Raw genomic sequence first — 13835 nt, 5'->3', positions numbered from 1 at the left:
CTTAAGATCCAACCTATGATAACTAGTTAACTTAGTTTCCCACAGCACAGTCTTTACATCCGAGGAAGCTGATATTTCACAACTTACTGAGTGATTGAGCCCCCCATAATAAATATCACGTTGTTTATCATAAACTAATCTATCACTTATAAGACACTGATATTCATAATTTTCTAGATCAAGTTCATTAATTACATACTTAAATTCAGTACTAATAGTTGCAATTTCTGTGTTCACGCTAACCACATTATGTTTAATGATTTCAATTTCAGCTTCTTTGAATACATAGTTTGGAGAGTGGATTAAAAATTTATTATTAGTTGTAGTTTTACAACCACTCAAAACTACTAATATAAATATACAGATTAAAATTTTTAGATTCTTCTTCATCTCCACTCCTGATAAAAAGCTAACACCCCACTAAGGGGCGATAACACATAGGCTAAAATTAGGAACGAAGTGACGCAGCCTATGTGTTAGCGTCCCAGCGAGCAGCGCGAGCGCCTTTAGTGTTTTGTTATATGCTACTCTTAAAAATCCTAATACTACCACTAGTAAACGCACCACTGTCGTATCGTTTTATACAAGTAGCAAGCTCCTCCAAAGTACAACACTCTAGTTCAGTTCTAAATGGCAATGTATTGTGATTTGTTGAGACCGCACTTACGCGAATTTGTGACGACATTTCATCGAGCCATGAGTAAAACAATTTTTCGTTACCATTATTACTTGAACTGTATATCGACAAAGCACGAGATAAAAACAACTCAATATCCCTTTTAGTGGTTAGAGTAGCATCCTGCTTACTAAAACCGAATGAAACCAGATTTTCATTGGCTTCCTGATTTATATCTGAAGAACTTTGAAGAGTTAGTTTTTCTTCTAGTTGTTTTAATTCTTTATTTAAAATCATGAGATGCTTACTGGCATATAACGCCCCACTAAGGGGCAAATAATAGTTGGCTAAAATAAGCGACGCAGGAGCAACAGCCAACTGTTATTTGTCCTGCTTGAGTGGCTTGATACTCATTGAGCCTCCTCCCCAGCATCGCGATTATTCGCTACGCTGAAAAGGCAACCAACCTTACAGGAGAAAGCTCAATGAACTTTTACAATAACATGCATCCATATTATTGTGGAATCGATTTACACGCCCGATTACTTTACGTCTGTATCATTGATAATACAGGACTTATCCTTGTTCACAAGAAAATTAAAGATGACCCTGAAGCGCTACTAAAACTACTTAAACCGTATATCGGTGATATTGTGGTTGGTGTGGAATGCATGCATTGCTGGTATTGGGTCGCTGACTTTTGCAAAGAACACACTATCGACTTTATTCTCGGTCATGCGTTATATATGAAGGCGATTCATGGCGGTAAAGCCAAAAACGATAAAATAGATTCATATAAAATTGCCAAACTCATCCGTGGAGGAAATTTCCCACTTGCTTATGTGTATAACAAAGATATGCGTGCTACACGCGACTTATTACGCCGAAGAACTAAAATTGTTCGCCACGGGGCTGATTTAAAAGCCCATGTCGCCAATACCGCCAGCCAGTACAATTTACCTGCCCACAACGTGAATTTAAAGAACGTCTGCGATAGAGAAAAGATGCGCTATTACTTCCCTGATCCCGTTGTGCAACGATCCATTAATTTAAATATGGCCATACTCGATTGCTATCACAAGGAGCTTAAGCCTTTAGAGCACTATATTGAACAAATGGCTAAGCAGCATAATCCTGTGCACCTTAATATCTTGCAAACAATTAATGGTATAGGCCGCATTCTAGCACTAACTATTATTTACGAAATTGGTGACATCAATCGCTTTTCAAGCGTACAAAAGTTCGCTTCATACAGTCGGTTAGTCAAATGCAAAGCGGAGTCTGCAGGCAAAACCTATGGCACCCAAGGTAACAAAATTGGCAATGCACATCTCAAATGGGCGTTTTCCGAAGCCGCTGTACTACTGCTGCGTCACAGTCACAACGCCAACAAATACCTTGAAAAACTACAAAAGCGAATGAGCAAAGCCAAAGCACTGTCAGCACTTGCACATAAGCTGGGCCGCTGTGTTTATTACATGCTTAAAAAAGAGACGGTATTCGATGAAGCAAAATTCTTAAAGAGTTAGTCACGGTACTGAGTGAGCTGAACATCTAACTGGATATAAGGCTGAGCATCAATCAATTGGGTGAGTTAATAACCAACAAGGTTTAACCTGATTATATGCCTACAGACCTAAGCCACCTGCCTTGATTAGACGCTCAGTACGCGTGCATTAATACAATAAACAAAGTCGCTTACACCTGACTTGAGCCTGAAACTAACTGGATCACAATGATGAAGCCAGCCGCCTTGAATAGTGCCATGATTAGGTTAACCGATGAATGTCTAGTGCCCCAGCAACCCCAAAAGGATATGGGAAAAACCTGGCTGCGATGAGATCGCAATAAGAGAGCCTCTATATGTGTTTGCCGTAAGCAACTTGCTTAACAGCCGCATCGACAGACGAAGTAAACGAATTTGTTTATTGGTTTAGAATTGACCGTCAATTTTTAAAAACGGTCAAAAAGAACACTATTGCCTATTGACAGAGTTAAGGCTCATATGTGCCTATTGACAGAGTTAAGGCTCATATGTGTTAGTTTTATTGCTTAATAAAGTTCAGGGCTTTTATCCTATGGTCTAACATTATGTACTCGCATTTCATACTTGCGATGACAGAGCCCGTGCCCATATTAGCACCCGTAGCACCCAAATAAAGCGAACAAAACGAGTCTAAGTAAGCTTTATAGTTTTTGTTGTTTACAGAGAATTCTTTACTGAGACCAGGAGAGACTCCGTATTCTTCTTGCCCAACAACAACTGCATTGATATCAGCCATGGCAACTCTTAGATCTCGTTTTTTTTCTGCAATAGCCTGATTTATGCATGCTTCTACTTTATATTTTGATTTATGCGATTCGCAGACTGATAGTTCACTTTTAGCAAATACACTGCTGGACAGTAATGCCAGCATAATTAACCCATATTTCATTTAACTTCCTTATATTGATCTACTTTAATTATTTTTAGCGCTGTAGCTTGGATAAAACTAACGCTGTTTTAAGCGGCAAATTTTAGTTGGCTAAAATGTGTGAGGCACGAACAATAGCCAACTGAAATTTGTCCGATTTGAAAACCCTTGTTAGCTCGTACGGATTGCTTCATTTCTTTCTCTTATATTGAGAAGTCTAATTTTTGTGTCTGGTGTTATACCTTGACCCTCGAAATGAATAATCCCTTCATCTCTCATATTATCTAATTCACGAACTACACGATGAGGAGGTATATATTCCGCAATCATCTCAACGAGGTCTTCAGCTGTTACAGCCCTTTTATTCCTACTAAATCTTTTTAAAGCCATTAAAATATGATTTCTAACTGTCTCTTCTCTTGCTTCACTTTCAACAAGTCTCGAAGTTTGGATTGCATTATCTAACAACCTCTCAATTTCAACACCAATGTCCGAAAATTTACCGTCAGCAGCTTTTTGCTTTGCTAAAATTTCAGATAATTGCTTATCCATTGCGGATTTAATTTCTGCGACTTTTTCATCAGCTTTCTTGTCTGCCTCTTCAAGAATATCCGACTTAATATTTCCCTCACTATCACGTAAGTTATCGTCGCCATTCCAAATATGCTTTCTCATATCAGTAACGGTATCTTTCATCATAGAGAAAGTATCTGAATATAATTTATCAAATAAATTTCTAATCGTTGCACACTTGCATCAATTCCTTTCGCGGCTTCGGTAGTTGCCTTTGAAGCTTCGTTAGACATTTTAAAAAAAACAACAGATAGCCATATAGCGCCAACAGCCAATATAAGCGATGCTATTGAAGCGATTAGTCCTACAAGTTCTACACCACTCATTATTGTCTCCACTGAGTTTGATTCCATATACTCTCCTGAGTACAGCTAACGCCTCGCATAACGGGCTAATAAAGCTTGGCTATAATTGGTGAGGCACGAACCAAGCCAAGCTTTATTAGTCCATGCGTTGATGCGTTTGTTAGCTGTACATTAGCACCCTTGGTAGTTTTCGTACTCCCAATGCAACTCTTTAGTTAAACTTTGAGTAGCTTCTTCCCAGCTATCCGCTACAACATGCCTTAAAAGGTTGTGGGCCATTTTCTCAACTTGCTGCCATGAAAAATATTCCAGTAAAAGATAGCCTCGCCCCCATCTAAGCTCAGGTTTTTTAATCAGAAATTCTGGCGTAATTGCAGTAAAAGAAAAAATATCACCTCCCTCTTGGCCTTTGATGCCAATGCTAAGTTCAATGAGTATCGCACAGCATTCTGGTTCTAATGGCAGCTTTCCATATTCCAGCTCCATACTAAAGATACCTTTTAGTTCAAGAGTTACAGCCACCTTAATCTCCCTGTACAGCTAACAACTTTATCAGAGGACACTTTCCTCTTTTTATGAGTAATATATGTCCCCTTAATTATTTTTAATACTAATAACAAATCCTGTAACACATTGCCAGCTTTAAACTTTAAGTCAGGCTGTTCTTTTATTAAAATGAAGAAAAGAGGAAAACGTCCTCATTTCTTGACTTAGGAGGAAAAACATTAATACTGTATATAAATACAGTTAAATAGGATTTAAAATGAAAACTAAGTCCCCTTTCCTTAATAGTATTATCAACTATATGTATAGCCATCATTATGCTAAAAAATCTATTGAAACTTATGTCTTTTGGATTGCTGCCTATATCCATTTTCATAATAAGCGACACCCTACCAGTATGGGCAATAATGAAGTAGAAGTATTTTTAAATCACTTAACAGTTACTAAAAAAGTGGCAGCGAGAACACAAGCAACCGCTTTAAATGCACTTGCTTTTTTATATAAACATATTATCAAGAATGAGCTTTCATTAGATTTAAATTTCATTAAAAGTAGCCGCCAACAGAAACTTCCTGTCGTACTTACACAAACTGAGGTATCGCTACTTTTTAGAAATATAAGTAAGCGACATTATTTGATAGCAAGCCTGCTATATGGAAGTGGTTTACGGCTGATGGAAGCAGTAAAAATAAGAGTTCAAGATATTGACTTCGACTATAAAAATATACGTGTATGGAATGGTAAGGGTAATAAAAATCGTATTGTGACACTTGCTGAAGAATTAATACCAATGCTAAGAAATCAAATAATTCAAGTTGATGAATATTTACAGTTAGATTTAAAAAATGATGCGTACGCCGGTGTATGGATGCCTCATCGACTTAGTAAAAAATACCCAAGTGCTAATAAGTCATTACAATGGCAGTTTCTGTTCCCATCTCATAAATTAAGTACAGACCCTGAAACAGGAGAAATAAGACGCCATCACTTAGATCGTTCAGGGGTAAGAAAGGCAGTTAAACTGTCTTCAACAAAAGCTGAAATTAATAAACACGTTACCCCACATACTTTACGTCACTCTTTCGCTACTCATTTGCTGCAAAGCGGCGCTGATATCCGCACAGTACAAACACAGTTAGGCCACAGTGACATACGTACTACGCACATAATACCCGCTGCATTGAATTAGTGAGCAATTATAGCGACAGATAAATAGCTCAGTAACAAGGCAAAAACTTAGTTATATAGTTTATCTATATGAGAAGTTTTTAACGCAGTTAATGAGTTATTTAGAACGCTAAAATGATCAACGTTTTAATTCAGCGGGTATCCTACCCATGTACTACAACAAGGTGCTAACGGGGTTGTTAGCCCTTTTTCAAGATTATAAACCTCCCCTATTTAAAACAAAAAAGCACAACTCGTTTGAGCTGTGCTTCCAATAATTAAATGAGAGCTGACAAATTACAAACGAATACCGCCGTCTATTTCAACCACGCGGCCGGTAAAAAAGTCGTTTTCAATTATGTATTGTGCAGTGTGGGCAATTTCGTCGCTTTCGCCTAAGCGCCCTACTGGCGTTACTGCAAGCATACGTTGTTTGGCTTCGGGTTTCATGGCGTCGGTCATCGCGGTGCTTATTACACCTGGTGCAATAGCGCCTACTCGTATACCAAAACGGCCAAGCTCTTTAGCCCATGTGGTGGTAAGTGCCACTACGCCAGCTTTTGATGCTGCGTAGTTTGTTTGGCCTATGTTACCTGCGCGCGCTACGCTCGACATATTAACAATTACACCGCCTTTGCTTGATTCAATCATGTGGCTTGCAGCTTCTCGCCCTGCTAAAAATACGCCAGTAAGGTTTACATCAATCACCGATTGAAATTGCTCAAGGGACATTTTTTTAACCACTTTGCCGTCTTTAGCTTTAATAAACATGCCGTCGCGTAAAATGCCGGCGTTGTTTATAAGCACACCAATGTGGCCAAAATCACTATTAATGGTATTAAATACGTTTTCTACTTCGCTCTCAGCGGTTACGTTTGCAGCGTAACCTTTAATAGTGCCTGATACACCTTCCAGCTGTGTTAGTTGCTCGCATGCTGTGTTTAGTAACTCTTGCGCCATATCTATAAGTGCAATGTTAGCGCCCATAAGGGCAAATTTTTGCGCCATTGCAAAACCTAAACCTTGTGCACCACCGGTTATTACTACCGTGTTATTTTTAATTTCCACGCCTAGCTCCTACTTAGAAAACAGTTTAAAAATGGCACTAAAATCATCACTGCCTGTACCTTGGTGCTGTAGCATAGTGTATAAATTTTTAGCCATTGACCCCATTGGGGTTGAAGAATTACTTTGCTGCGCGGCTTCCATGGCAAGGCCTAAATCTTTAGCCATTAAATCGACCATAAAGCCAGGTTTGTAATCGTTACTTGCAGGGGCTGTATCCATTACACCTGGGCACGGGTTGTAAAGTTCAAGCGTCCAGTTACGGCCAGAACTTGCGGTCATTATGTCGCTAAGTACTTTAGGATCGAGGCCGTTATTTATACCCATTTGCAGTGCTTCGCTGGTGCCTGCCATTAAAATGCTTAGTAGCATGTTGTTACATATTTTTGCAACTTGCCCTGCGCCAATATCACCTGCATGGAATATGTTTTTACCCATATCATTAAGCACAGGTTGTGCGGTATTAAACGCAGCTTTACTACCCCCTACAATAAACGTAAGCGTGCCAGCCGCTGCGCCTGCAACGCCGCCCGATACCGGTGCATCTACAAAGCTAATACCCTGCTCGCCAAGTGCGCTGCCAACCACACGCGCCGACTCTGCATCTATTGTTGAGCAATCTATCACTAAGGTGTTTTTGCTCAGCACATTAATTAAGCCGCTATCGTCGTTATTGCCTAAATAAAGTGATTTAACATGTTTGCCTGCGGGCAACATACTAATGAGTATATCGGCATTGCTTGCACATGCTTTTGCATTATCAGCTGCGTGTGCACTTTTACTTGCAAGTTCATTTAAGACCGACTGGTTTAAATCGAACGCCGTAACAGTGTGACCGGCTTTAATTAAGTTAGCCGCCATAGGGCCGCCCATATTACCTAAGCCGATAAAACCAATATTGAGTTTAGTCATCGTCTTTCCTTTATGTGTGTGATGGCGTGTGTAAGCCATTGAGTGGGTGGTTTTCGCCAAAGCGATTAGCAAAAAAGCTGTCTATTATTGTTTGTGGTACATCGCTCAGTGTTTTGTACTGCCAATTAGGCGCGCCGTCTTTATCTATTAATAGCGCCCTTACACCTTCTTGAAATTCACCAACTTCGCCAGCGCGTACCGACATACCCAGCTCCATTTTAAAACACGCTAATAAGCTTTTGCCTTTACTGGCTTTTAATTGCTCACTAACCAGAGCACAACTTAGTGGGCAACCATGCTTAAGTGACTTTTGGGCGCGTTGCAGCCATTTATCGTCAGTAGTTAGGCCTAAAATAAAATCAACTTGTTCTTGTAGCGTATTAAATTCAGCTAATTTTTGAATGGTTGCTAAGTTAGCTTTAATATTACCTTTGGGCATTCGCGCAGATTGGTTATCTAAATCGGTTAATAATTTTGTTAAACGCTCATGATTTAAACTTGGAGTTTTGCCCCACTTAGCAGCTAAAATTTGCGCTAGCATGGCATCGTACTTTGTGCTGTCGATAAAGTGATCGGCAAGCGATACAAAGCGTGCATCTTCACAATTAATAGAGGCCGATGTTAACCCTAAAAATAGGCCCACACCTTGTGGCATTTTATGCAAAAAGTAACTGCCGCCTACATCTGGGTATAAGCCTATGGTTTGCTCTGGCATGGCAATGCGCGATGTTTCGGTTACTACGCGGTGGCTAGCACCAGCCATTAAGCCTAACCCCCCCCCCATTACTATGCCGTTACCCCACACTAGAATTGGTTTATCAAAGGTATGGATAAGGTAATCAAGTTTGTACTCAAGGGTAAAAAACTCTTCAACTAAACTCGTAGGTTTACCTTGCGCCATTGCATGATGCAGGCTTACTACATCGCCGCCGGCGCAAAAGGCTTTATCGCCTGCGCCTTTTAAAATAACTATTGCGATTGCATCATCGTCTTGCCAAGCGCGCAGCTGCGGCTCTAGTAATTTGATCATTTCAAAATTAAGGGCGTTTAATGCTTTAGGTACGTTGAGTGTAATAAGCCCAATTAAGCTGCCGTTCTCTGCGATTGCCGTTTCAAATAGCACGGGGTCGTCGGCATTATTTAATAACGTTAAATTACTCATTAGCCATTTACCCAATTAGCGCGGCGTTTTTCTAAAAAGGCATTTACACCTTCTTGTTGATCTTGTGTATCAAACAAACCAACAAACAGTTCACGCTCAAGTGGTAATACACTCGCCATAGGTTGATGGCGGCCTTTTTGTATAAGCGTTTTACAAGCAGCTACCGAGCTTGGGCTTTGTTCGCTTACTTGATTGGCAAGTTTTAACGACGCTGCAAAGCTTTCGCCTTGGGGTACAACTTCTTCTACTAAGCCAATTTGTAAGGCTTTATCGGCTTTTAAGCGCTCGCCACATAAAATCATGCGTTTTGCCCAGCCTTCACCTACAAGCCATGCTAAATTTTGTGTCCCGCCCGCGCATGGTAATAAGCCCACTTTTGCCTCTGGCAGTGCCATTAGTGCTTGCTCTTCTGCTATGCGTATATCACACGCAAGGGCCACTTCTAATCCGCCGCCCATGGCATAACCATTAATGGCTGCAACCGACACCCCGGTAAAATTAGTCAGTGCTTCAAATGCTTCACCAAATACACGCGACATATCAGCAGCAACGCCTTTATCGCCACTGGCAAATACGTTTAAATCGGCACCGGCGCTAAAAAACTTTTCGCCTTCGCCAGTAAGCACTAAAGCATAAATATTTTTGTTGTTATTAAGCTCGTTAACTTTGTTTTTTAAGTCAATTAAGGTGTCTTTTGTCCAGGTATTAGCTGGCGGGTTAGACATAGTTAAAATAGCAACATGGCCTTCGGTTGTTAGCTCAATACTCGGATTAGATTTAGATTCTGACATAACTTGCTCCTTATAAAACGTCGCTTGCAGATTCAGCTAAAATACGGCGCGCTATAATTACGCGCATAATTTCGTTTGTGCCTTCTAAAATTTGATGGACGCGCACATCACGTACATGGCGCTCAAGCGGGTATTCTTTTATGTAACCGTAACCACCATGTACTTGCAGTGCCTCGTTACACACGGTAAAGCCAATATCCGTCGCAAAACGTTTAGCCATGGCGCAGTAGGTGGTTTTTTCACTATCCCCGGTATCAAGTTTAAATGCCGCAAGCCTTACCATTTGCCGTGCAGCTACAAGCTCGGTATTCATATCTGCAATCTTAAATTGCAAAGCCTGAAACGCAGCCAGTGGCTTACCAAATTGAGTGCGCTCTTTTAGGTACTCTTTTGCTGTATTAAGTGCAGCTTGTGCAGTACCAATTGAGCACGTTGCAATATTAATGCGCCCGCCATCTAAACCTTGCATTGCAAATTTAAAGCCTTCGCCTTCTTTACCTAATAAGTTATGTGCCGGTATACGCACATTTTCAAAACTAATTAAGCGAGTTGGTTGTGCGTTCCAACCCATTTTTTCTTCTGCTTTGCCGTACTCAACACCTTGTGCATCGGCTGGGACTACAAATGCCGAAATACCCGCAGCGCCTTCGCCACCGGTGCGCGCCATGACCACTAATACTTCAGTTTCGCCTGCGCCCGATATAAACATTTTTGAGCCGTTAATAACGTACTCATCACCCTCAAGTACGGCTTTTGTTTTTAGTGATGCCGCATCTGAGCCCGAGCCTGGCTCTGTTAAACAATAAGAGGCAAGTAGCTCGCCCATTACTAATTGTTCTACGTATGTGTCTTTAACTGCGTCGGTACCAAAACTTGCTACCATCCAGGTCGCCATATTATGAATAGTTAACATGGCCGTTGTAGCAGTACAGCCCATAGCAAGCTGCTCAAATATAATGCTTGAATCTAAACGTGATAACCCAAGGCCGCCGGCTTCCTCTGGCGTGTATAAACCACAAAAACCAAGCTCGCCTGCGGCTTTAATCGTATCTTTTGGAAAAATATGCTCGCGATCCCACTTTGCTGCATTTGGGGCAAGTTCTGATTCGGCAAATTGGCGTGCTGTTTCTGCAAAGGCGTGTTGATCTTCTGATAAGTTAAAGTCCATGTTAGACCTCTTTAATTGTGTGTTGTTAGTGTGCCCTATTGGGATAGGTGTGAAGAGCGGCAAAAGCTGATGTGTGTGTTCTAGTTGCTTGTCAGCGAGTTTAGCCTTTGCGCCCTTCTTTATTATTTTTAAGTGTGTTTATTTTAAATTAATGCTCATGTTTGGACCCGAAGCGATGTCGTCTTCAAACCAACGTGAGGTAATGGTTTTGGTTTCTGTGTAAAAACGTATACCTTGCTTACCATAAGTGTGCGTATCGCCATAAAACGAGCCTTTCCAACCCGTAAACGAGAAAAACGGCAGCGGAACCGGAATAGGCACATTAATACCCACTTGCCCTACTTCAATTTCGTGTTGGAATTTACGCGCCGCAGCACCACTTGAGGTAAATAGTGATGTACCGTTACCGTATGGGCTTTCGTTAATAAGGGCAATTGCCTCTTCTAGCGTATCTACAAACATACACGCTAGCACTGGGCCAAAGATTTCTTCTTTGTATAAATCCATTTCTTTTGTTACATCGGTAAATAAGGTTGGGCCAACCCAGTTACCTTGCTCAAAGCCCTCTACTGTGAAGTTTGACCCGTCAATTAAACAAGTAGCGCCTTGCTCTTTACCGCTTGCAATAAGCGATAAAATACGCGCTTTTGCAGCTTTTGATGTTTGTGGGCCGTAGGCAGCGTCTTTATCGTCCCACACGCCTGGGCGTACGTTTTCAAAGCCTGCTTTTATTTCATCTACCCACTCACTTGCTTGGCCTACAAACACAGCAACCGAAATACCCATGCAGCGCTGTCCAGCGGCCCCAACCGATGCACCAACCAAATTATTAACTACGTGTGATTTGCTCGCATCTGGCATAATAACCATGTGGTTTTTAGCACCTACACACGCTTGTACGCGCTTAAGGTTTTGCGTGCCTTTAGAATAAATATAGGCACCTACGCCACACGAACCCACAAACGAAATTGCACGTACGGCTTTATCTTCTAGTAGGCGGTCTACTTGTGGTTTTGTACCATGAACAATTTGTAATACGCCTTTTGGTGCGCCGGCTTCTATAAATAGTTCAGCTAAGCGCATAGGAGTGAGCGGGTCTTGCTCAGAGGGTTTTAAAATAAAGGTGTTACCACACACAATAGCTAGCGGAAACATCCAAAGTGGGATCATCGCCGGAAAGTTAAATGGCGTAATGCCAGCACATACGCCTAGGGGCTGCATGTAAGAATAGGTATCTATTTTACGGGCAACGTTTTCCATTGTTTCGCCCATCATTAATGACGGTGCGTTAGCTGCTTGTTCTACTACTTCAATACCGCGCCATACATCGCCTTTTGCATCTTCAAACGTTTTACCTAGTTCGTGGCAAATAATGGTTGCCAGCTCATCGTGGTGCTCTTTTAATAGCGCCGCATATTTCATCATAATGCGGGCACGCTCGGTAATGGGCACGTCTTTCCACGTTTTAAATGTATCTGAGGCCGAGGCAATGGCTGCATCCATTTCTGAGTCGGTAGTGCATGGAACTTGTGCAAGCACTTCTTGGTTTGCTGGGTTAATTACATCAATAAGCTCGTTTGAAGCCGATTGAACAAATTCGCCATTTATAAGTAGTGGAACTTGGTGCATGGGTAAATCCTGTTGTTAGTGTGTTCTTTTAAAAAATGGCACCGTTTTGTTATTAGTATGAGTACGGTGCATTTTAGTTGCTGTTAGTTAATTAACTGCTTTGTTAGTAAGCCTCTACAGCCATGGCTACGGCTTCGCCGCCACCAATACATAAAGACGCAATTCCTTTTTTAAGGCCACGGTTTTTAAGTGCGTGAATAAGCGTGACTAAAATTCGCGCGCCGCTGGCACCAATTGGGTGTCCAAGTGCACACGCGCCACCATTTACGTTTACTTTGCTCTCATCAAGCTTTAATTCGTTAATGGCAAGCATAGTGACCATGGCAAACGCTTCGTTAATTTCCCAAAGGTCAACATCAGTAGTTGCCCAGCCTGCTTTTTCAAGCACGCTGTTCATTGCGCCCACAGGTGCTACCGTAAATTCACTAGGTTTTTGAGAGTGCGTACTGTGCGCTACAATTTTACAAAGTGGTGTTAAGCCTTGCGCTTTAGCTTTTGATTCGCTCATTAATATAAGTGCTGCACCGCCATCAGAAATTGACGATGAATTAGCCGCCGTAATTGTGCCGTCTTTTTTAAAGGCTGCACGAAGACTAGGAATTTTTTCTGGGCGTGCATTACCCGGCTGCTCGTCAATCGATACGGTTACATCGCCTTTACGGGTTTTGATGGTGTGCGGGGCAATTTCGTTCTCAAAGCTGCCATTTTCAATTGCAGTATTAGCTTTACTTAACGAACCCAGTGCAAACGCGTCCATTTGCTCACGGCCAATGCCATATTCATCGGCGGTGTCTTGTGCAAAACAGCCCATTGCTTTGTTATCGTAAGCATCTTCTAGGCCGTCGCTCATCATGTGATCTTTAATTTCACCGTGGCCCATTCGCATACCGCCACGCGCTTTAGGGATGAAATACGGTGCGTTACTCATGCTTTCCATACCCCCTGCAATAGCACAGTTTATAGAGCCTGCTTTAATTAAATCGTGTGCAAGCATGGCCGCTTTTAAACCAGAGCCACATACTTTATTTATGGTTGTGGCACCCGTGCCAAGAGCTAGGCCTGCCTTTAACATCGCTTGGCGAGCTGGCGCTTGGCCAAGGCCCGCTGGCAATACACAGCCCATAATTACTTCATCTATTGCATCATTAGCTAAACCAGTTTGTGCAAGGGCACTTGCAATGGCAGTAGCGCCAAGCTCGGTAGATTGTGCATCGGTTAATGCGCCCATAAAGCCACCCATAGGCGTACGCTTTGCAGCTACAATTACCACTGATTCTAAAGTCATAATTAACTCCGTTGTATTTTTATGCAAATAGTTGTTAGAATATTTGCTCTATTAATTTGATATTCATTTATTATTTAATACCCATACACAATACTAACGTTTACGCTAACGTCAACTAAAAACAGCTTATTTTTTAGTTTTAAAAGTGTAAGGTTTATTTTCCAATTGCGAAGATAAGTTACAAGAACAAAAATAACTGATTGAATACTAATAACTTAATTTAACATTTCACCCTATCACTCCA

General features: G+C 41.4%; 15 protein-coding genes. 2 read left to right on the top strand and 13 right to left on the bottom strand.

What is annotated here, in order from left to right; genetic code table 11:
• On the bottom strand, positions 1 to 390 hold a 390-nt coding region (locus tag CWC16_RS13570; RefSeq protein WP_138541908.1), incomplete at its 3' end, for a hypothetical protein.
• 127 nt (positions 391 to 517) lie between these two features.
• Complete coding sequence (locus tag CWC16_RS13565) at positions 518 to 994, bottom strand: hypothetical protein (RefSeq protein ID WP_138541907.1); 477 nt, start codon at positions 992 to 994, stop codon at positions 518 to 520.
• A gap of 107 nt (positions 995 to 1101) precedes the next feature.
• Here CWC16_RS13565 and CWC16_RS13560 point away from each other — a divergent pair, with 107 nt between their 5' ends.
• Positions 1102 to 2145 carry an IS110 family RNA-guided transposase gene (locus CWC16_RS13560; protein WP_138541906.1) on the top strand — a complete coding sequence of 348 codons (1044 nt, stop codon included), beginning with the start codon at positions 1102 to 1104 and terminating at the stop codon, positions 2143 to 2145.
• Between the two features lie 516 nt (positions 2146 to 2661).
• On the opposite strand, the gene CWC16_RS13555 is transcribed toward CWC16_RS13560, so the two are convergent.
• From CWC16_RS13555 to CWC16_RS13540, 4 genes are all read right to left on the bottom strand, one after another.
• Positions 2662 to 3051 carry a ribose-5-phosphate isomerase gene (locus tag CWC16_RS13555; RefSeq protein ID WP_138541905.1) on the bottom strand — a complete coding sequence of 130 codons (390 nt, stop codon included), beginning with the start codon at positions 3049 to 3051 and terminating at the stop codon, positions 2662 to 2664.
• Positions 3052 to 3201: 150 nt separating this feature from the next.
• Complete coding sequence (locus CWC16_RS13550) at positions 3202 to 3729, bottom strand: hypothetical protein (RefSeq protein WP_138541904.1); 528 nt, start codon at positions 3727 to 3729, stop codon at positions 3202 to 3204.
• Positions 3726 to 3929: a hypothetical protein gene (locus tag CWC16_RS13545; protein ID WP_138541903.1), complete on the bottom strand. Its 204-nt coding sequence runs from the start codon at positions 3927 to 3929 to the stop codon at positions 3726 to 3728. Before CWC16_RS13545 ends, CWC16_RS13550 begins: the two co-directional genes overlap by 4 nt.
• 150 nt (positions 3930 to 4079) lie before the next feature.
• On the bottom strand, positions 4080 to 4430 hold the full coding sequence (locus CWC16_RS13540; RefSeq protein WP_138541902.1) for an Imm8 family immunity protein: 351 nt from the start codon (positions 4428 to 4430) through the stop codon (positions 4080 to 4082).
• 241 nt (positions 4431 to 4671) lie between these two features.
• Here CWC16_RS13540 and CWC16_RS13535 point away from each other — a divergent pair, with 241 nt between their 5' ends.
• Positions 4672 to 5601 (top strand): integron integrase, encoded by a 930-nt coding sequence (locus CWC16_RS13535; protein ID WP_138541901.1) that lies wholly within the window; start codon positions 4672 to 4674, stop codon positions 5599 to 5601.
• Positions 5602 to 5876: 275 nt separating this feature from the next.
• Here CWC16_RS13535 and CWC16_RS13530 read toward each other — a convergent pair whose 3' ends face one another.
• The 7 genes from CWC16_RS13530 to CWC16_RS13500 form a co-directional block, all read right to left on the bottom strand.
• Complete coding sequence (locus CWC16_RS13530; protein ID WP_138541900.1) at positions 5877 to 6647, bottom strand: SDR family oxidoreductase; 771 nt, start codon at positions 6645 to 6647, stop codon at positions 5877 to 5879.
• Between the two features lie 9 nt (positions 6648 to 6656).
• The gene (gene mmsB, locus CWC16_RS13525; RefSeq protein WP_171037662.1) at positions 6657 to 7556 is read right to left on the bottom strand and encodes a 3-hydroxyisobutyrate dehydrogenase; all 900 of its coding nucleotides are present in this window, start codon (positions 7554 to 7556) and stop codon (positions 6657 to 6659) included.
• Between the two features lie 10 nt (positions 7557 to 7566).
• A complete protein-coding gene (locus CWC16_RS13520) occupies positions 7567 to 8718 on the bottom strand; it encodes an enoyl-CoA hydratase/isomerase family protein (RefSeq protein ID WP_138541898.1) in 1152 nt (383 codons plus the stop codon).
• Positions 8718 to 9509, bottom strand: coding sequence for an enoyl-CoA hydratase (locus CWC16_RS13515; RefSeq protein WP_138541897.1), 792 nt, complete (start codon positions 9507 to 9509; stop codon positions 8718 to 8720). The genes CWC16_RS13520 and CWC16_RS13515 overlap by 1 nt, the downstream gene beginning before the upstream one ends.
• A gap of 10 nt (positions 9510 to 9519) precedes the next feature.
• Positions 9520 to 10677 carry an acyl-CoA dehydrogenase family protein gene (locus CWC16_RS13510; RefSeq protein WP_138541896.1) on the bottom strand — a complete coding sequence of 386 codons (1158 nt, stop codon included), beginning with the start codon at positions 10675 to 10677 and terminating at the stop codon, positions 9520 to 9522.
• Positions 10678 to 10815: 138 nt separating this feature from the next.
• Positions 10816 to 12306, bottom strand: a complete 1491-nt coding sequence (locus CWC16_RS13505) for a CoA-acylating methylmalonate-semialdehyde dehydrogenase (RefSeq protein ID WP_138541895.1) — start codon at positions 12304 to 12306, stop codon at positions 10816 to 10818.
• A gap of 103 nt (positions 12307 to 12409) precedes the next feature.
• Positions 12410 to 13591: a thiolase family protein gene (locus CWC16_RS13500; RefSeq protein ID WP_138541894.1), complete on the bottom strand. Its 1182-nt coding sequence runs from the start codon at positions 13589 to 13591 to the stop codon at positions 12410 to 12412.
• Positions 13592 to 13835: the final 244 nt, after the last annotated feature.

Origin of the sequence: Pseudoalteromonas sp. S3776 (genome assembly GCF_005886915.1) — a bacterium.
GTDB lineage: Bacteria > Pseudomonadota > Gammaproteobacteria > Enterobacterales > Alteromonadaceae > Pseudoalteromonas.
Note: the sequence above shows the minus strand (reverse complement) of the source record. Positions and strands in the feature narration are given on the sequence as shown.